At 51.9% G+C, this 17,999-nt stretch carries 17 protein-coding genes and 1 tRNA gene; 6 read left to right on the top strand and 12 right to left on the bottom strand.

Annotated features, from left to right (window positions below; all coding sequences use genetic code 11):
- The coding region (locus HA51_RS27350; protein ID WP_211282981.1) for a hypothetical protein at positions 1–205 on the bottom strand (205 nt) is incomplete at its 3' end.
- Positions 206–265: 60 nt separating this feature from the next.
- On the opposite strand from HA51_RS27350, the gene HA51_RS22795 reads away from it, so the two are divergent.
- Positions 266–817, top strand: a complete 552-nt coding sequence (locus HA51_RS22795; protein WP_084937179.1) for a GNAT family N-acetyltransferase — start codon at positions 266–268, stop codon at positions 815–817.
- Between the two features lie 80 nt (positions 818–897).
- A complete protein-coding gene (locus HA51_RS22790) occupies positions 898–1,317 on the top strand; it encodes a putative T6SS immunity periplasmic lipoprotein (protein ID WP_139810725.1) in 420 nt (139 codons plus the stop codon).
- Between the two features lie 55 nt (positions 1,318–1,372).
- Here HA51_RS22790 and HA51_RS22785 read toward each other — a convergent pair.
- The 3 genes from HA51_RS22785 to HA51_RS22775 all read right to left on the bottom strand — a co-directional run bounded on the left by HA51_RS22785 (position 1,373) and on the right by HA51_RS22775 (position 3,527).
- Positions 1,373–1,449 (bottom strand) — tRNA-Pro (locus HA51_RS22785).
- A gap of 72 nt (positions 1,450–1,521) precedes the next feature.
- Complete coding sequence (gene yejM, locus HA51_RS22780; protein ID WP_084937171.1) at positions 1,522–3,276, bottom strand: LPS biosynthesis-modulating metalloenzyme YejM; 1,755 nt, start codon at positions 3,274–3,276, stop codon at positions 1,522–1,524.
- 23 nt (positions 3,277–3,299) lie between these two features.
- Positions 3,300–3,527 (bottom strand): YejL family protein, encoded by a 228-nt coding sequence (locus HA51_RS22775; RefSeq protein ID WP_034824987.1) that lies wholly within the window; start codon positions 3,525–3,527, stop codon positions 3,300–3,302.
- A gap of 158 nt (positions 3,528–3,685) precedes the next feature.
- On the opposite strand from HA51_RS22775, the gene yejK reads away from it, so the two are divergent.
- A complete protein-coding gene (gene yejK / locus HA51_RS22770) occupies positions 3,686–4,690 on the top strand; it encodes a nucleoid-associated protein YejK (RefSeq protein WP_084937169.1) in 1,005 nt (334 codons plus the stop codon).
- Positions 4,691–4,747: 57 nt separating this feature from the next.
- Here the strand turns inward: yejK and rplY are convergent, their stop codons facing one another.
- Both rplY and radD read right to left on the bottom strand, forming a co-directional pair.
- Complete coding sequence (rplY, locus tag HA51_RS22765) at positions 4,748–5,032, bottom strand: 50S ribosomal protein L25 (RefSeq protein ID WP_084937166.1); 285 nt, start codon at positions 5,030–5,032, stop codon at positions 4,748–4,750.
- Between the two features lie 128 nt (positions 5,033–5,160).
- Positions 5,161–6,915 (bottom strand): DNA repair helicase RadD, encoded by a 1,755-nt coding sequence (gene radD, locus HA51_RS22760; protein WP_084937163.1) that lies wholly within the window; start codon positions 6,913–6,915, stop codon positions 5,161–5,163.
- A gap of 169 nt (positions 6,916–7,084) precedes the next feature.
- On the opposite strand from radD, the gene rsuA reads away from it, so the two are divergent.
- The 3 genes from rsuA to HA51_RS22745 all read left to right on the top strand — a co-directional run bounded on the left by rsuA (position 7,085) and on the right by HA51_RS22745 (position 9,844).
- Positions 7,085–7,807, top strand: a complete 723-nt coding sequence (gene rsuA / locus HA51_RS22755) for a 16S rRNA pseudouridine(516) synthase RsuA (RefSeq protein WP_084937160.1) — start codon at positions 7,085–7,087, stop codon at positions 7,805–7,807.
- A 12-nt stretch (positions 7,808–7,819) separates the two neighbouring features.
- Positions 7,820–9,010, top strand: coding sequence for a Bcr/CflA family multidrug efflux MFS transporter (locus tag HA51_RS22750; RefSeq protein ID WP_084937158.1), 1,191 nt, complete (start codon positions 7,820–7,822; stop codon positions 9,008–9,010).
- A gap of 507 nt (positions 9,011–9,517) precedes the next feature.
- Positions 9,518–9,844, top strand: coding sequence for a YejG family protein (locus HA51_RS22745; RefSeq protein ID WP_084937155.1), 327 nt, complete (start codon positions 9,518–9,520; stop codon positions 9,842–9,844).
- Here HA51_RS22745 and yejF read toward each other — a convergent pair.
- The 6 genes from yejF to mepS all read right to left on the bottom strand — a co-directional run bounded on the left by yejF (position 9,841) and on the right by mepS (position 17,864).
- Entirely contained in the window at positions 9,841–11,427 is a 1,587-nt protein-coding gene (gene yejF, locus HA51_RS22740) for a microcin C ABC transporter ATP-binding protein YejF (protein WP_084937153.1), read from the bottom strand. The two genes, HA51_RS22745 and yejF, sit on opposite strands and share 4 nt — an antisense overlap.
- Positions 11,428–12,450 carry an ABC transporter permease gene (locus tag HA51_RS22735; RefSeq protein ID WP_084937150.1) on the bottom strand — a complete coding sequence of 341 codons (1,023 nt, stop codon included), beginning with the start codon at positions 12,448–12,450 and terminating at the stop codon, positions 11,428–11,430.
- Complete coding sequence (locus HA51_RS22730) at positions 12,450–13,541, bottom strand: microcin C ABC transporter permease YejB (protein WP_084937147.1); 1,092 nt, start codon at positions 13,539–13,541, stop codon at positions 12,450–12,452. Before HA51_RS22730 ends, HA51_RS22735 begins: the two co-directional genes overlap by 1 nt.
- Before the next feature lie 10 nt (positions 13,542–13,551).
- Positions 13,552–15,360: an extracellular solute-binding protein gene (locus HA51_RS22725; protein WP_084937145.1), complete on the bottom strand. Its 1,809-nt coding sequence runs from the start codon at positions 15,358–15,360 to the stop codon at positions 13,552–13,554.
- A 65-nt stretch (positions 15,361–15,425) separates the two neighbouring features.
- Entirely contained in the window at positions 15,426–16,991 is a 1,566-nt protein-coding gene (locus HA51_RS22720; protein WP_084937142.1) for a cyclic di-GMP phosphodiesterase, read from the bottom strand.
- Between the two features lie 297 nt (positions 16,992–17,288).
- Positions 17,289–17,864: a bifunctional murein DD-endopeptidase/murein LD-carboxypeptidase gene (mepS, locus tag HA51_RS22715; protein WP_084937140.1), complete on the bottom strand. Its 576-nt coding sequence runs from the start codon at positions 17,862–17,864 to the stop codon at positions 17,289–17,291.
- Positions 17,865–17,999: the final 135 nt, after the last annotated feature.

Here is a 17,999-nt window from a genome sequence, read left to right as displayed (position 1 = left end):
CCAGCATGGATGCTGGCGAAAGGTGCAGCCGGGACAGGGAAAGTCCCGTCTGCGCCGGTCCGTCAGGCTGACGAGTGAAGTGAAGGTACCGCGTCAGCGGCGCGAGGGCAGCCCGCCCCAGAGCGGCACCAGACTGCGTTATCACCTGTACCGCCAGCCCCAGAGCGGCACCAGACTGCGTTATTACCAGTGGCTTAATCGACAACTTTCAAGCATGTAACTCCATTTTTTGATAATAATTAATAAATTAACCAAGGAGGTCATAATGGAAGTCCCCCGTCTGGAAACCCCGCGTCTTCTTCTTAAGCCGTTAGAAAGCGAGGATGCTGTTCAGGTACAACAGGTCTTTCCGCGTTGGGAAATTGTTCGCCATCTGGTGAGTTCTGTACCTTGGCCTTTCCCGCCGGATGGCGCCAGCCGATATATTGATGGGATGGCATTGCCCGCCATGCAGGCAGGGCAGGCGTGGCACTGGAGTCTACGCCATCGTTCCAATCCGCAAACATTGATTGGTCTGATTTCATTACGACTCGGCCCGGAAGATAACCGAGGTTTTTGGCTGGTACCGGAGTGGCAGAAACAGGGCTTAATGAGCGAAGCCTGCGAGGCTGTTACGGCATTTTGGTTTCTTGAGTTGCAGCAATCGTGCTTGCGTGTCCCTAAAGCAATGGATAACCAGGCCTCTCGCCGCATCTCTGAACGGACCGGCATGCGCTTAGTCGATACCTATCGCAAAACGTTTGTAGAAGGTGAACTGTTAGCAGGGACCTGGGAGATCACCCGTGAAGAGTGGCTGGCGCGGAATGACGTTAAGTGATCGCAGATAAATGAAAAAGCGGAGATGTCTAAGCGCAGTTGGCAGGTATTTTCGATTCACGTAACGACAGAGATAAGCATATGAAATGGATTTTGCTCATGATATCCACGCTGTTATTGAGCGGGTGTCCCGGCACGAGAGACCGCATACCCTCAACAGAAAAAGCAGACGTGATTTTACAAAAGAATGAGGTTTGTGTCAGGGTCCAACCTCATGACGATGAAAAGCTTGAGGCGATATCGATTTATCCCTTGAGTCAATCTGAGGGACGTACCACGCGCTTCTTCTCGCCGATGGTGAGCGTCAACGCGACAACTTGTTTACCCAACAATGGGTTCGATTATGAGGACAATATTGCTTATCACTACTCTGTAAAGCTGACTTCAGCCAAAAAACAATCAGCTCAGCAATGGCCTTTCAGTCGTGAATTTGAGGTCGAATTTAGAGTAAAAAAATCTGATGGCAAAATGCAGATCGAAACGCTTGTGCCACAGAGGTAAACGTCAAAATCCCCAATAAAAAAAGCAGCCTAGATGGCTGCTTTTTTTGGGAATTTGGTCGGCACGAGAGGATTTGAACCTCCGACCCCGGACACCCCATGACCGTGCGCTACCAGGCTGCGCTACGTGCCGAACGTGGAGAAGTAGTCTACTGGTTCTTCAACCGATTGCAATATGGGCAGGTGTTAACTGTCTCATAATTAATCAGTTTGCCGTAAAGCGCTTCTCTTCAGTGAGTACCTGCAACAACAGCGCCAACTGAGGTTTATGATCCTTGAGTGGCTTGCCTTGGGCATCATAGGCGCTGTAACTGCCATTATTGTTCAACACCAGCGTAACGGTTGGCGTTGTCACTACTAACTTGCCGTCTTCACTACTGGAGACCCAATTGTGACTGCGTTGGGCAGCAAACAGGTCTTCCCCCTGCGAATAGTTGGCCGGGTTAGTGCGGACGTGCAGCAGGCGTTGCATCAGCGTCGTCATCACGTCCTGCTGATCGGTCAGACGATCAATAGTTTGTGCTGGCGTATTCGGCCAATGCACCACCAGTGGCACTTGCAGCGTGGCACGATTACCAGGATTGTCATCATTTCCATCGATCGTCACCGCGCGCTGCGCAGTAATCACGACAACGGTATTCTTGAGCAAGTCGCGCTGTTGCAGCGTTTGTAGCACCGCAGCAATCTGTTCATCAATGCCGGTGGCTTGGCGCTGGTAACTGCGCTGGCGCACTTTGGCACTGTCGCCAGTGACGTTCACGCCGTTCAATGCAATCCATGAGAACCAAGGCGAGCCATTGCCTTTCTCGCCATTGAGCCAGTTTTGCCATTGGCTAACCGTCGTACTGTTCGGTTGAGTAGTGGCTTCCGGCAGGCTGTAATCGGCCAACAGCGCCTGGCGATAGAGTGGCTGACTAAAGCCATCCGATGCGAACAAGCCAAACTGATAACCTTGCGAATTCAATGCACTTAACAGCGATGAAGGCATACGTGCGGCTAACACGCCATCCATGTAGCTGGAAGAGATACCGTAGAAGAGACCAAACAGGCCTTTTTCCGGCTGAAGACCGGCACTGTAGTGCTGGGTAAAGCGCACGTTATCGCTGGCAAACTGATTCAGCGACGGTAACGCTTTATCAAGGTTGCTGTTACTCAAGCCATCAACGGTCAGGAGCAGCAGGTTATGACGTGTGCCCGCATCGCGGAAAGTAATATCACTCAGCGGATACTGCACCGACAGGGCTTCTGGGTCACCTTGCTGCACCAGGCGGCGCTGATATTCCTGCGCATCCAGCAAACCATGGCGTTCAAGAAAACGCCGTGCGGTCATCGGATAGGAGAGCGGCAGATTGGCGCGCTGCATGGTAATCGGGCGATAGAAATTGGCATCGGCCCAGATGTATAAAAGGTGGCTGGCGAAGAAAGCACAGATAAACAGGGCAGCCAGCGGTTTGCCGAACGAGCGCCGGTTCAGGCTGCGCAGCTTCTGCCAACTCCAGGTGGCAAACAGCATCTCTACCAGGAAAATCAAAGGCACACTGATAAACATCAGCTGCCAGTCGCGCGCCATCTCGCTTTGGTCGGGGTTGATCACCAACTCCCACACCACCGGATTAAGGTGCAGATGGAAGCGGTTGAACACCGCACTGTCGACCATAATCAGCGTCAGCCCAGCGGTCGCGATAATGGCTGATAGCACCCTGAGCAAGCGTTGCGACATCACCACAAAGGTCAGCGGGAAAATGACCAGCAGGTAACCGGCGAACACGATAAAGCTAAAGTGACCAATCCAACTGGTATAGGCATAAATACGACCCGCGAGTGACGCAGGCCAGTCGGCGACCAACAGATAGCGGCTACCTAAAATCAGCGCGAAGATGATATTAAACAGAGCAAACCAGTGCCCCCAGCTGATCATCTGGGAGACTTTTTCGCGATAGCGCTGCCGGTTGGTTACCATATTTATGAGGTCAGATCTGCAATTTAGTGGGCGTTGTCATCGCGAACGGAAGACTGCAACGCTTCCGCGAAAGATTTCGCCAGGCTGCGGCGCTGGGCCGGCGAGACACTGGTGTTGATCAAGTTAGTAACCATGTTCCCTAATACCATCAGGGAAAGGTCGGTTGGCGCTTTGTCTTTTTCAAGAATCTGCGCCATCTGCGCGAGAAGCTTCTCTACGCGCTCGTCGCTATAACGGGATGATTGTGGCATATCGTCGACTAATCAAGTGTGAAAAGGCGGTATATTACCGTAACAACGCACTTTTTTCCGCAATTTTATCGCAAGCAGAGCGATCAGTTTGTGCGTGCAGTTGAAAGCAGCGGCGGGCGGTGTTTGAATACGCGCCTGAGCCTAAAGGAGAGTCTACCATGAGTCTGGATATCGACCAGATTGCCCTGCATCAGTTAGTTAAACGTGATGAGAATCAGCTGGAGCTGGTCCTGCGTGACACGTTACTGCCAACTACCCGTGCGGTAGAAGAGATGGCGGAAGAGTTGCATCGGGTGTATAGCGCTAAAAGTAAGGCTTACGGCCTGTTTAATGAAGAGAGCGAACTGGCCGATGCGCTACGTAACTGCCGCAAAGGACAAGATGACTTTCTGGCTTTCAGCCGTGCGGCGACAGGTCGCCTGCGTGATGAGTTGGGCAAATATCCGTTTGCGGAAAGTGGCGTGGTACTGTTCCTGCACTATCGCTATCTGGCGGTTGAGTATTTGCTGGTGGCGATGCTGAGCAGCCAGTCGAGCATGCGCGTCAATGAGCAGTTAGATATCAGCAGTACCCATTATCTCGACATCAATCATGCGGACATTGTGGCGCGTATTGATCTGACTGAGTGGGAAACTAATCCAGAATCCACCCGTTATCTGACTTTCCTGCGCGGACGCGTCGGGCGCAAAGTGGCCGATTTCTTTATGGATTTCCTCGGTGCCAGCGTTGGCCTCGACACCAAAGCACAGAACCGGGGTTTGCTGCAGGCGGTAGATGATTACTGCGCGGAGTCTAATCTCGATAAGAACGAGCGTCAGAATTACCGTCAGCAGGTATACAGCTACTGCAACGACCAATTGCAGGCGGGGGAGGAGATTGCGTTGGAAGATCTCTCCAGTGAACTGCCGCCATTGGGCGAAAAAACCTTCCAGGCATTTACCCAAGAGCAGGGGTACGAACTGGAAGAGCACTTCCCGGCGGATCGCAGCACGCTGCGTCAGTTAACCAAATTTGCAGGCAGCGGTGGTGGCTTGACGCTGAATTTTGATGCCATGCTATTGGGCGAGCGTATCTTTTGGGATCCAACCACCGATACCCTGACCATCAAAGGGACACCGCCTAATCTGCGCGATCAGTTACAGCGTCGAACCGGCGGTAACTGATTTTCAGGCATAAAAAAACGCCGCTAATGCGGCGTTCTCTTTTCAACTCGTTGGCGATTAAGCGCGAACGAAGTCGATGTGGTGCAGTTTTGGCTTGAACGGATGACGCTGTACCGCCTGAGCCTTAACTTTAACTTCTTTACCATCAACAGCGATGGTCAGCACGTCGGTGTAGAACTCTGGCTTAGCCTGCTGGTTCATCACTGAATCGTGGTCCAGTTCGATAGCCACTGGAGCTTCGTCTCCGCCATAGATGATGGCTGGGAATTTATTTGCTACACGCAGACGGCGGCTCGCACCCTTACCCTGCTCTTTACGTACTTCAGCTTTGATAGTGATCATTTGATTTCTCTTTAATCATTTCTGCTACAGGCGACCCAGCAACAGACGGTTATTCAAACGCTTTTACGGATGCAAAAGCGGGCGGCATTATAGCCGTATTAGGGGGTATGGGCAAATGATTCTGCCGCTTATCGCAGCTCATTTGCCCGCCGGTAACGCCCCTGATAATCAAACATCTTCTCGCGAATCTGCCAGAAATGACCTTTCGCACGCGCCACCACAAAATCGGGATGGCGTAATAAGGGTTGTAAAGCGATGACATCCGCAGCGGTTTGCCAGCCCAACTCCACGCCGGGTGCCCGCTGGTGCGGTCGCATAAACAGCTGTTCGAAGGCTTTACGTTGTGCAGGCGTTTGCAGACGAAAACGCTCACTGACGCTGGTGCCATCTTCATCAAAGTAGGTCGCTTTTAGCCATTCCCCTTTCTCGTCACGCCCTTGTTCCAGTGTCATGCCGCCGCAGCGCAGCACGCGTGCATCTTTAAGTTTTAGCGCGGCTTTCAACATATCATCAGGGTCGACCATAATACGTTCGCACTGATGACAGCGGCGAGCCGCAATATCGTTTTCTGCACCGCAGTCGGGACAACTTTTAAAGCGGAAGCGATAGTCGCACTGTTCACGATTGCCCTCATCATCCTCCATCACGCCCTGACAGCGACGGCCAAAATGTTCAATGATGTGGCCATCTTCGGTGGTTTTTCCCCAAAAGGTATTGGCGAAACCACAGGCTGGGCAGAACACCTGTACCGGCTGGTTGTCACTGGCGCCTTTTGGCGTGCCGACTTCCGGTGTAAAGAGATCGTGCGGATTGCCAGCATAATCGAGGATCAGGCAATCGGTTTTGCCCGGAGACAAACGCAGGCCGCGCCCGACGATTTGCTGATACAGGCTGACAGATTCAGTGGGACGAAGAATGGCGATGAGATCGACGTGTGGCGCGTCAAAGCCGGTGGTCAGCACCGCGACGTTCACTAAAAACTTTAACTGCTGCGCTTTAAATTCGCTGATCAAACGGTCGCGTTCTTTCACCACGGTTTCCGCCGACACCAACGCGCTGTTCTCCGGCAACAGAGATAAAATCTCACGCGCATGTTCTACCGTGGCGGCGAACACCATCACTCCACGGCGATCTTCTGCGAACTCCACGATCTGTCTGACGATGTGCGGCGTTACGCGATTCTGCTGCTTCAATTCGCGATTGAGATCGGCTTCACTAAATAAGCCATTATTCTGTGGGATCAAACGGCTAAAATCATACTGGACAACAGGCATATCCAGCCGTTCGGGGGGGACCAGAAATCCGTGCTTGATCATATAGCGCAGCGGCAATTCATAAATGCAATCCCGGAATAGCGCATGCTGATCGCCACGTACCATACCGTGATAGTGGAATTGATAAATCCAGCCTTTACCCAGGCGAAACGGTGTGGCGGTAAGTCCCAGCAGGCGCAGTTGAGGATTGTGCTGACGAAGATGCGCGAACAGTTGTTGATACTGGCTCTCTTCGTTGTCGCTGATGCGGTGGCACTCATCAACGATCACCAGTGAGAAGGCACTGTCAAAGCGATCCAGGTTGCGCGCCACGGACTGCACGCTGCCAAATACCACTTTGCTTTCGCTCTCTTTACGTTGCAAACCGGCGGCAAAAATATCGGCATCCAGACCATACGCCTGATATTTACTGTGATTCTGCTCGACCAGCTCTTTCACATGCGCCAGCACCAGCACGCGTCCTCTGGCAATCCGTGCCAGTTCAGCGATCACCAGACTTTTACCGGCACCCGTCGGCAGCACGATCACGGCGGGCGTTTCGTGGCGGCGAAAATGCTGGAGTGTGGCGTCAACTGCCTCTTGCTGGTACGGGCGCAGGGTAAAGGACATCAGGGCAAACTTTTTTCTTCAAACGGGCACGCATTATGCCATGAAAACAGCTGAAACGCAGGCGCGGTACTGTTAGCAGGCGAAGGATCAAGCTATACTGCCCACACTTTTTTAACGGTTTAAAAACGCCGTTTCAGTTCCCTCCGTAGTAACAGGCAAAAGCGAATTCATGCGACTCGAAAAATTCATATCTCAGCAGCTGGAAGTCAGCCGTGCTATCGCTGGCCGCGAAATCCGCGCCAGGAAAGTCACCATCAACGGCGAAGTGGTTCGCGACGCGGCCTACAAAGTCTTGCCAGATGACGAAATCGAATATGACGGCAACCCACTGGTGGTGCAAACCGGCCCACGCTATTTCATGCTGAATAAGCCACAGGGTTATGTCTGCTCCACCGACGATCCCGATCATCCCACCGTATTGTTCTTCATTGAAGAACCGGCTGCCTTCAAGCTGCATGCTGCTGGCCGTCTGGATATTGATACTACCGGTTTGGTCCTGCTGACCGATGATGGTCAATGGTCGCATCGCATTACTTCTCCACGCCATCACCTCGAAAAAACCTATCTGGTTGAAGTCGAGGAGCCTATCGATCCGGCGTTGATCGAGAAATTTGCGGCCGGTGTTCAGCTGCACAATGAAAAAGAGCTGACCAAACCAGCGGTGCTGGAGATCCTCGATGAAAAGGCCGCGCGCTTGACCATCAGCGAAGGGCGCTATCACCAGGTTAAACGCATGTTTGCGGCTATGGGCAACCATGTATCAGCGCTGCACCGCGAAAGCATTGGTGACATTGTGCTGGATGAGGATCTGGATGAAGGTCAATACCGTGAACTCACCGCGGCAGAGATCGACAGCATCGGGCTGCCTGAAGAACTTAAAAAGCGCAAATAGCAGGAGAAAGTGGTGCGTAAGGAAAAGAATTCACCGGTCGGTTTGGTCGTGATTCTGGGCTTGTTGGCGATGTTAATGCCACTGTCCATTGATATGTATCTGCCGGCGATGCCGCAAATCGCGCGCGAATTTGCTGTTTCGGCGGGCAGCGTGCAGATGACGCTCAACCTCTACATTCTTGGCTTTGCGATTGGTCAGTTAGTGTATGGCCCACTGGCAGACAGCTACGGGCGTAAACCGGTGATTGTGCTGGGCACATTGATCTTTGCCTGCGCTGCGGCGGCGTGCGCGCTGTCACAAACCATCGATCAACTGATCTTTATGCGCTTCCTGCACGGCTTATCGGCGGCGGCGGCCAGCGTGGTCATCAACGCCTTGATGCGTGATAGTTACTCGAAAGAGGATTTCTCGCGCATGATGTCCTTCGTGATGTTGGTGACCACCATAGCACCCTTGCTGGCACCGATCATCGGGGGTTGGTTGCTACTGCTGTGGAACTGGCATGCGATTTTTTGGACGCTCGCCGTGGCTGCTCTGATTACCACGGTACTGGTGGTGACACAGATCCGTGAAACGCTCAAGCCTGAGCAACGGCAGCGTTTTCATTTACGTACCACAATAAGTAACTTTGTTGCGCTGGTCAGGCATAAGCGCGCGTTCAGTTACATGCTGGCGAGCGGCTTCTCATTCGCGGGATTATTTACTTTCCTTAATGCAGGGCCATTTGTTTACATCGAAGTGAATCACGTTTCACCGCAGAACTTTGGCTATTACTTTGGCCTTAATGTGGTGTTCCTGTTTGTGATGACATTGATCAACAGCCGTGCGGTGCGCCGTTTTGGCCCCTTGGCCATGTTCCGTATCGGGCTGATCATTCAGTTTGCGATGGGTATCTGGTTGCTGATCGCCAGTGCGCTGGATCTCGGTTTCCTGTCACTGGTGTTTGGTGTCGCCATGTTTATCGGCTGTGTTTCCACTGTTTCATCCAATGCGATGGCAGTGATTCTGGACGAGTTTCCACATATGGCGGGTACGGCATCTTCACTGGCCGGTACCTTGCGTTTTGGTGTTGGCGCATTGGTTGGCGCATTGATGTCACTGGTGAGTATCAATAGCGCCTGGCCGATGGTCGCAACGATTGCGCTATGTGCCACGATTTCAATCATATTGTTCAGCTACGCGGCACGTCCACGTCACGCCTGATTGACGTAGCAGGGCGACTACGCCAAATATCATCTCCGTAGCCCCCGTCTTGAACGTTAAACGGGAGCCACGTGATGTGTCGCTTTAAAGTAAAAGTTAGTGCTAAACCGTAACGGCGCGATTTATCGCGCGTATTTGCAGCCGTTGTTTTGCTGACAAATGCGCGATAAACCGCGCTGCTTCGCATTTCCTTATCTCTCAATCCGTATGCCCTTCAATCAAACTCGCGAATCCCCACATATTCGTTATGCTTAATGTTTCCATAATGTGAAAATTAAGAGATAAAAAAGTAACAACATTGAGTCTAAAATGATTGTTAACTGCCGTCGAACAAGGTACACATAGGCATAAATGCGATAATGCTCGCAAATAATAATTTTGCTACATGCTTTGTGCTTAAAACGAGAAGGCAAACCTTGACGTCCGTATTCTGAACTAACCAGGTAGGGATTCACACGTTACTGCCGTCGTCGTGAATAAGCGTTAACGTCTCTGGGGACCGTAATTATGCTGCAACTTTCGGTTATGCATCGCTTACCGCAACACTATCGCTGGTCATTAGACCATGCGGGGGAAATAGAGCGCCAGGAAGCGGCAAACGGTGTGCACGATGAAGATTTAGTGGTGCTGCGCCTTTTAAGCCATGATGGCCTTCCGGCGCTGGAAATTTTGCAACAGCTACGGGAAACACTGGCGCAGATTCAGGTAGAGTGCAAAATTGCCCGTTGCGAAGGGCAACCGTGCCTGCTGATTCAGCGTGGTGACGAAAGTGCCACCAATTGTTGCCTGAAAAATCAGGGCGTGGCGATTGCCGAAACGTTTGAAGGCCATTAATTCAATGGCTTGCCCTGCGCAGAAGCTAACAGTTGACGTGTATATTCGGTGGCTGGGGCGTTAAATAACGCCTCGCACTCCCCTTGCTCAACGACCTCCCCTTGGCGCAGCACAATGAGCTGATGGCAGAGTGCGCGTACGACCTGTAAATCGTGGCTAATAAACACATAGGCAAGCTGGTGCTGTTGCTGCAAGCGACGAAGCAGGGTGAGAATTTGCTTCTGCACTGAGCGATCTAGTGAAGAGGTGGGTTCATCCAGCACAATCAACTGCGGTTGTAGGATCAACGCTCGAGCAATAGCGATGCGTTGGCGTTGTCCGCCAGAGAACTCAGCGGGATAGCGTGAACGGCTCTCTGCATCCAGTCCGACTTCCTCCATGACCGCAATCACACTGGCTTCCAGTTGTGCAGCACTTAGCTCTGGACGATGTACCGCCAGCCCTTCCGCAATCACTTGCTGAACCGTCATACGCGGATTAAGCGAGGAGTTAGGGTCCTGAAACACGACCTGAATGCGCGGTCGTAGCGGCTGTAACTGCTTACGGGTAAGTGTATGCAAGGGCTGGTCGTCAAACCAAACTTCACCACGCGAGGCAATCAAACGCAGCAGCGCTAATCCGGTGGTGCTTTTGCCGGATCCTGATTCCCCCACCAGACCCAAGCTTTCACCGGGGCGCAGCGTAAAGCTGAGATCTTGCAGTACTCGCTTTTCTGCAACGGTTCTCTTCAGTAATCCACGACGGACAGGAAAACCCACGTGCAGATTTTTAACCTGGAGCAGGGGCTTGGTCTGCGTGAGTGTGACCGGTTGACCATCCGGTTCGGCGGCCAGCAATTCTCGGGTATAAGGGTGTTGCGGCTGGCTGAACAATAGCGCACAACGATTGTGTTCTACTTCCCGGCCATTGCGCATCACTGTTACGCGGTGAGCCAGCTGACGCACAATATTCAGGTTATGGGTGATGAATAGCATGCCCATATTCATTTCACGCTGAAGTTCTCTTAGCAGCTGCAGTATTTGTGCCTGTACGGTGACGTCGAGCGCGGTCGTCGGCTCGTCGGCAATCAACAGTTTGGGCTGCGTGAGTAACGCCATCGCGATCATCACGCGCTGACGCTCTCCTCCAGAAAGCTGATGCGGAAAATCTTTAAGGCGTGACACGGCATTGCGGATGCCGACACGATCGAGGCAACTAATAATTTCACCACGTGCCGCTTCTTTCCGCATCCCGCGATGCAGAGAAAGTACTTCATACAACTGCTTTTCAACGTTATGCAGCGGGTTGAGCGAAACCATCGGTTCCTGAAAAATCATCGCCATTTGATTACCGCGCAGGCCACGCATTTCGCGCTCGCTGGCCTGCAGGATGTTCTGGCCATTAAACAGGATCTCACCTTGCGGATAGGTAACAGGCGGCTGAGGGAGCAGTTGCATAATGGACAGGGCGGTGACACTTTTGCCCGAACCTGATTCTCCCACTAACGCCAGCGTTTCACCGGCGTCAATATTCAGGGAAATATCTTCCACAACCCGGCGTTGATTAAACGCCACGGCAAGATGATTGACAGTGAGTAAGCTCATTTAACGTCCCCGACTGGGATCAAAGGCATCGCGCACCGCTTCACCGATAAAAATTAACAGCGATAGCAATAGGGCGAGGGCGAAGAAACCGGAGAGCCCCAGCCAGGGGGCCTGAAGGTTATTTTTGCCTTGCAGCAGTAGCTCACCCAGCGACGGTGAACCGACCGGAAGACCAAAACCAAGAAAATCCAGGGAGGTCAGCGTGGTAATCGAACCGCACAAAATAAAGGGCAGGAACGTGAGTGTGGCGACCATTGCATTAGGTAGCATATGGCGCAACATGATTCGACCATCACTCACCCCCAGTGCCTGTGCGGCTCGAATGTAATCAAAGTTGCGCGTGCGTAGGAATTCAGCTCGCACCACGCTCACCAGACTCATCCAGCCAAATACCACGGTGACCAAGAGCAGCCACCAAAAGCCGGGCTGAATCACGCTGGAAAGCAGGATCAGCAAAAAGAGTGACGGCATGCCTGACCACACTTCGATCAGCCTTTGCCCCACCAGATCGACCCGCCCGCCGAAATAACCCTGTACTGCACCCACCACAATGCCAATCACACTGGAGAAGAGCGTCAGTAAAATGCCAAACAGCAGAGAAACACGCGTGCCATAGAGTAAGCGTGCCAGCACATCACCGCCGTTAGCATCGGTGCCAAGCCAGTTCTGCTTTGAGGGCGGAGAAGGGAAGGGGACATCGGTGGCGAAATTAATCGTGCTGTCACTGAAGCGGATTGGTGCCCAGATGGCCCAACCTTGCTGGTCAATGCGCTGTTTCAACCAAGGATCTTGATAATCCGCTGGCGTGGTAAAGTCGCCACCAAAATCGCTTTCGCTGTAATTAAACAGGAGCGGCATATACCAGCGCTGTTGATAGTGCACCAGCAGCGGTTTGTCGTTAGCCAGCAGTTCTGCGCCCAGAGAGAGCACAAAAATTACCAGGAAAACCCACAGTGACCAGTAACCGCGTCGGTTATGGCGGAAGCGCTCCCAGCGCTGCTGATTGATTAGCGACAGGCTCATCAGCGTCCCTCAAAATCGATGCGCGGATCGACTAGTGTGTAGGTCAGGTCGCTGAGAATATTCATCAGCAGTCCGATTAACGTAAAGATATAGAGCGTGCCAAACATCACCGGATAGTCGCGTTGAATGGTGGCATCGTAACCCAGCAGTCCCAGGCCATTAAGCGAGAACATCACTTCAATCAACACTGAGCTGGTAAAGAACATACTGATAAAGGTGGCAGGAAATCCAGCGATCACTAACAGCATGGCATTGCGGAAAACATGGCCGTAGAGAATGCGTTTTTCATCTACGCCTTTGGCCCGGGCGGTTACCACATACTGCTTACGAATTTCATCCAGGAAGGAGTTTTTGGTCAGCATGGTCAGCGTGGCAAAACCGCCAATCACCGTTGCCAGCACAGGCAGTGTGATATGCCAGAGATAATCACCGATTTTGCCGTACCACGGCAGCGAATCAAATTGCGGCGACGTCAGTCCGCGTAGAGGGAACCAATCTAAATAGCTGCCGCCAGCAAACAGCACAATGAGCATGATGCCAAACAGAAAGGCCGGGATGGAGTAGCCAATGATGATAAAAGTACTGCTCCAGATATCAAAGGCGCTGCCGTTACGTACCGCTTTTTTGATGCCGAGCGGGATCGACACCAGATAAATAATGAGTGTGCTCCATAAGCCAAGACTAATGGAAACAGGCAGACTCTCTTTAATCAATTGCAAAACTGAGGCACTGCGGAACAGGCTATCGCCAAAATCAAAACGCAGATAATTCCACAGCATTTCACCGTAGCGTTGGAGCAATGGTTTATCGAAACCATAGCGATGCTTGATTTCAGCAATGACTTCGGGATCCAACCCGCGCGCACCGCGGTACTGGCTGTCGCCTGGGTTATCACGCGTGAGCGCACCTCGAGCCCCGACATCTCCGCCGCCGGCATTCGAAATTCCCGTGCTGTGACCGAATTGCGCGTTAGCCAACGCCTGATCGACCGGACCACCGGGTGCAATCTGCACAATAAAAAAGTTCAGGGTGATGATGGCCCACAGCGTAGGAATAATCAGCAGTAACCTGCGTAGGAAATAGGAACCCAAACTGCTCTCCTCAGCGTCTGTCAGCCGGCAACTTTGCGGCTTTATTCACGTCATACCACCAGTTGTCTAAGCCGGTTGCGTAAGCGGGTTTGATTTCAGGATGCGAAAACTTGTCCCAGTATGCCAGCCTCTGTTCGGCGTTATACCACATCGGGATCATATAGGCATTCCACAACAGGATGCGATCCAACGCCTTACCCAGCGGTAACAGCGCTTTTTTATCACCTTGATGATCAACGATTTGCTGCACGAAGTGATCAACGATCGGATTTTTTACGCGGGGTGTGTTCCACGAAGAATCGATGTACTGAGACTGCCAGCTGGTTTGCAGATTGGTGGAAGGCCAAGGGTTGGCTTGATACAGAGTAGGGATCATATCGTAATCCCCTTCACGCCAGCGGCGTAGATATTGCGAAGTATCAATCTGACGCAGATCGACCTGAATGCCAAGGCGTTGCAGACTGTGCTGGAACGGCAGTGCCCAGTCATTTTGGGTACCGCTACGCATCAGTAATTCAAAACGGAAGGGCTGACCGGTTTTAACGTTAACCAGTCGCTGGTTTTTAATCTCCCAGCCGGCTTGTTTCAGTAGATTCATGGCTTTCAGCAGATTGCCACGATCGAAGCCGCTACCATCAGAATGGGGTGGGGCATATTCGCTGGTGAAAACTTCTGCAGGGAGCTCCGCTTTGTAAGGCGCCAGCAGGATCAACTCCTCCGCTTTTGGGTAACCTTTGGCGGCGTACTCTGTATTCTGGAAATAGCTGTCGGTACGCTTATAAGCGCCATAGAACAGCGCTTTGTTCATCCATTCAAAATCAAACGCCAGTGTCAGTGCTTCGCGTACCCGCCGATCGGCAAACAGCGGTTTTTCATTATTAAATGCCAGCCAACGGGTATCAGTAGATACGGTATTGGGCGTGGTGGACTTCACGATCGCATGATTATCAAAGTTACGCCCCAGATACTGGGTGGCCCACTTTTTCGCTGAACTCTCTTCACGCAGGTCTGACGCACCCGCCTTGAAGGCTTCAAAGGCGACATTATCGTCAAGATAATAGTCGTAGCGCAGCGTATCGAAATTAAACCGGCCGCGATTGACGGGCAGGTCGGCAGCCCAGTAATTCTTCACCCGGCTGTACTGAATAAACTGGCCTGATTTATATGACGTGACGCGGTAGGGCCCGCTGGCCAGTGGGGGATAGCCGATCGGCTCATTGAATTTTTTATCATGCCAAAATTGTTGCGGCAGCACTGGTAGCGTCAACCAACTCAGGATCATGTCCTTATCGGGTTTGGGCATATCAATGCGCACGGTTAAGTTATTCAGCGCCTTGACCTGAGCCCCGCGAAAGGCAACGCGAAACTGGGGTACACCTTCGGTCATGAATTTCTGGAAAGTAAAAGCCACATCCTGGGCGGTGATCGGGCTGCCATCCTGAAAGCGAGCATGAGGATTAATTGAGACTTCCATCCAATGGTAATCATTGGGATAGCGTGCCGATTCGGCAATCAGCGGATAAAAACTACCGGGTTCATCGTCGGAAGTGGTAAACAGGCCATCGTACAGCGTATCAGTCCCAGCGCCTGGATTGCCTCGTGAGGCATAACGGTTGAAGTTATCGTAGGTACCCACCACGGCAAGCGTCATCTTTCCGCCTTTAGGTGCGGCAGGATTGACGTAATCGTAATGACTGAAATTCACCGCATACTTTGGCTCGCCCAGCTTGGCAAAGGCATAGCTTTCATTAATGGTTTCAGCATGCAGTGGCGCAATGGCAATAAAGACCAGCAACGCTGTGACAAGACGCAGCAGCATAAGTGGGGCGATCTCCTCTGGGTATCCGCACCCTATGGTAACAGTTTCATGACGATGACGTGACGTTAAGCAAGCGCGGACTGCCGCTGATAATAGCTCACCAAGTGGTCTGGGCGCAGTGGACGGCTAAAAAGATAGCCTTGCAGATGTGTCACTCCGCGATTCACCAACCAAGCGGCCTGATCGCCCGTTTCTACCCCTTCGGCAACTGTTTTCAGATTGAGTTTCTTCGCCAGCAGCAACACCGCATCCAGTACCGGTGACGTGACCGTTTCAGTCCCGATGCTCTGCACAAAACCGCGATCGATCTTCAAATAATCGAAAGGATATCTTTCCAGGTAAATGAGTGCGCTGTGGCCGGTACCGAAATCATCAATGGCAATCTTAATACCGTGTTCATGCAGCCAGGCGAAAATCTCCCCAGCATTGTTTTCACTCACCATCGTGCGCTCAGTAATCTCAAACACATAGTTAAAGTGATCGGCCGGCATTTCAGCAATCCACTCCTGAACATGCTGGCGGAAGTTGTCGGAAGCCAGGTGTAAAGGGGAGAGATTCAAACTCATGCGTGTGCCGCGCGGTAACTGCTGGCTGAGAAACTGCGCATCGCGCGCGACGAGCTTAAACAGATGCTGGGTGAGAGGAATAATCAGGTTTTGTGCTTCGGCGTTACTGATAAAGGCATCAGGTGGGATCATGCCCTCTGTGGGGTGTGTCCAGCGTAGCAAGGCTTCCACGCCGTAGGGCTGCCCATCGTGAGCGGTAACCAGCGGCTGGTACTCCACATGAAACTGACCGCGTTTGATGCCCTGCATAATCTCTTTGCCCGGTCGCTGATACAGCGTCAGCAGCAACCAACTGGCTCCGCTGGTAAACAGCGTGGCCAGTAGTCCAGTGAGAAAAATCAAGTGATAGTCACGCTGGGCCAAGGTATTGCCGTAGACAACGAAACGCATTTCGCTATTTTTAAAGCCCATTTCCGACAATGCAGGCGGAAGTTCACTGACTTTAACCACCTCGTTTTTACCACTGAGCAGTGCTTTATCGCCAATAATTAAGGCCATACCGGTGATTTCTGGATGGTAAGAGGCCAGCAGTTGATAAGGTGTCAGGCTAATATTCATGGTGGCGAGAATACCGGTTTCCGCTGAACCGGGGTTTTTCATCCAAAGCGCCAGCGCGGGCTTGGTCGGCAGTAATGGCGTGCCCCCTAACAGGCGGATATCGCGATCGCGCTCCAACTCCGAGTCTGGAGAAATATCATTCGCTGGGAGTAGAAAGGCACCGGTGGCAGATGAGCAATAAGCATTGCTGTTTTGCACCAGCAGAATGGCACGAATATTACCCGCAAAAGCGGCGCGAGAGGTCAGTTCACGGCTGACGCTACTGCATTGCAATTGGGTGTACTGCTGTAATGGATAAAGGGTATCCACCAGGGTTGACACCACCTGTTGTAAATCGTCGCGGCTATGAATCAGCAACTGTTCATGTTGTTGCAGCCGTTTTTGCCAGGTTAACGTCAGCAGAACGGTCACAAACAGCAGAAAGAACACGCCCCCGATGATCGCGCTACTCCAGGCGATGCGGCGCGAATAGCTTGCATGAGGCTTAAACGTCCCCGACAGTGGCATGGAGTGCATTCCCCTTTTGGCGCCATTATTATTATATACATCGTGCACTACTGCTCGCTGGTGCCTGGCGTTCAGTGTTGCCTCATCGTGGCATTTTTCATCCGACTTTGATGCAAACCGTTGCGGCCAGTAAGCAAACGAGAATATAACGAGGTCGCGCGAAAAGTCTCGTTATATTTCTGATTCTCAATTACTTTTTATCGATTGGATTTGGGGTAAGAAAGTGCAAACGAAAAAAAACGCTGCCGGGGCAGCGTTTTCTGATTCTCTGGCTGAGAGGATCTTCAAAAGGATAGGTTAGCTAGGATTTTTAGCTAAGACCCGACGCGCTTCACGATACCGCGTTTTCCAGTAACTGTCGTTTAAGCTGGAAATCATCACACCACTGCTGGTGGATGCATGCACGAAGTTATCATTGCCGAGATAGATGCCTACGTGGCGCCCCGTTGAGCCGGCGCGGAACAGAACAAGATCACCTGGACGCAGTTTGCTGCGCGAAATTTCTCTACCGGTATCCTGCTGCTCTGATGTTGAGCGTGGCAAATCTAAACCGAACTGCTCGCGAAAGGTGCGCTGAACAAAAGCAGAACAATCAATGCCGCGTTTGGTGTCGCCGCCTAAGCGATAACGTACACCTTTCCAGCCACTGTATTGATCCATGATGCGGGACTTAACGTCCACGTTCTGCACCATTTGTTCAAATTCGTCCTGAGACGCTTGAAGTAAAAAACCATTCTGGTTGTTAACTTCATGATTCTCGTTATTCGCGTTCTGACCGTTATGCGTACTACTACATGCTGATAAAAGTGTTGCTAGTGCTACTGCGGGGATGATCCGCCTGAGGTATCTCAGTATTGGTTGAGACTTGACCATTATACGTGTGTTCCTTTGATGTCCTTACGACACAATGTCGCCAGCCAGATGACAAAACGGTTTCGAGATTAATAAGTCAGACCGCTTAAGACAATTCCTTAATTACTAAAATGTGTTAATGAACACATTTTTGTT

It is taken from the genome of Pantoea rwandensis (assembly GCF_002095475.1).
Taxonomy (GTDB): Bacteria; Pseudomonadota; Gammaproteobacteria; order Enterobacterales; family Enterobacteriaceae; genus Pantoea; species Pantoea rwandensis.
This window is presented reverse-complemented; position numbering and strand designations above follow the sequence as displayed.

Excerpts from the sequence above, each read along its gene's own strand:
- yejM (WP_084937171.1), bottom strand. The coding sequence starts at position 3,276 with ATGGTAACCAACCGGCAGCGCTATCGCGAAAAAGTCTCCCAGATGATC.
- HA51_RS22795 (WP_084937179.1), top strand. The coding sequence starts at position 266 with ATGGAAGTCCCCCGTCTGGAAACCCCGCGTCTTCTTCTTAAGCCGTTA.
- HA51_RS22745 (WP_084937155.1), top strand. The coding sequence starts at position 9,518 with ATGCTGCAACTTTCGGTTATGCATCGCTTACCGCAACACTATCGCTGG.
- HA51_RS22720 (WP_084937142.1), bottom strand. The coding sequence starts at position 16,991 with ATGCCACTGTCGGGGACGTTTAAGCCTCATGCAAGCTATTCGCGCCGC.
- HA51_RS22790 (WP_139810725.1), top strand. The coding sequence starts at position 898 with ATGAAATGGATTTTGCTCATGATATCCACGCTGTTATTGAGCGGGTGT.
- HA51_RS22775 (WP_034824987.1), bottom strand. The coding sequence starts at position 3,527 with ATGCCACAATCATCCCGTTATAGCGACGAGCGCGTAGAGAAGCTTCTC.
- HA51_RS22725 (WP_084937145.1), bottom strand. The coding sequence starts at position 15,360 with ATGCTGCTGCGTCTTGTCACAGCGTTGCTGGTCTTTATTGCCATTGCG.
- rplY (WP_084937166.1), bottom strand. The coding sequence starts at position 5,032 with ATGATCACTATCAAAGCTGAAGTACGTAAAGAGCAGGGTAAGGGTGCG.
- HA51_RS22735 (WP_084937150.1), bottom strand. The coding sequence starts at position 12,450 with ATGAGCCTGTCGCTAATCAATCAGCAGCGCTGGGAGCGCTTCCGCCAT.
- rsuA (WP_084937160.1), top strand. The coding sequence starts at position 7,085 with ATGCGACTCGAAAAATTCATATCTCAGCAGCTGGAAGTCAGCCGTGCT.
- yejF (WP_084937153.1), bottom strand. The coding sequence starts at position 11,427 with ATGAGCTTACTCACTGTCAATCATCTTGCCGTGGCGTTTAATCAACGC.
- mepS (WP_084937140.1), bottom strand. The coding sequence starts at position 17,864 with ATGGTCAAGTCTCAACCAATACTGAGATACCTCAGGCGGATCATCCCC.
- radD (WP_084937163.1), bottom strand. The coding sequence starts at position 6,915 with ATGTCCTTTACCCTGCGCCCGTACCAGCAAGAGGCAGTTGACGCCACA.
- yejK (WP_084937169.1), top strand. The coding sequence starts at position 3,686 with ATGAGTCTGGATATCGACCAGATTGCCCTGCATCAGTTAGTTAAACGT.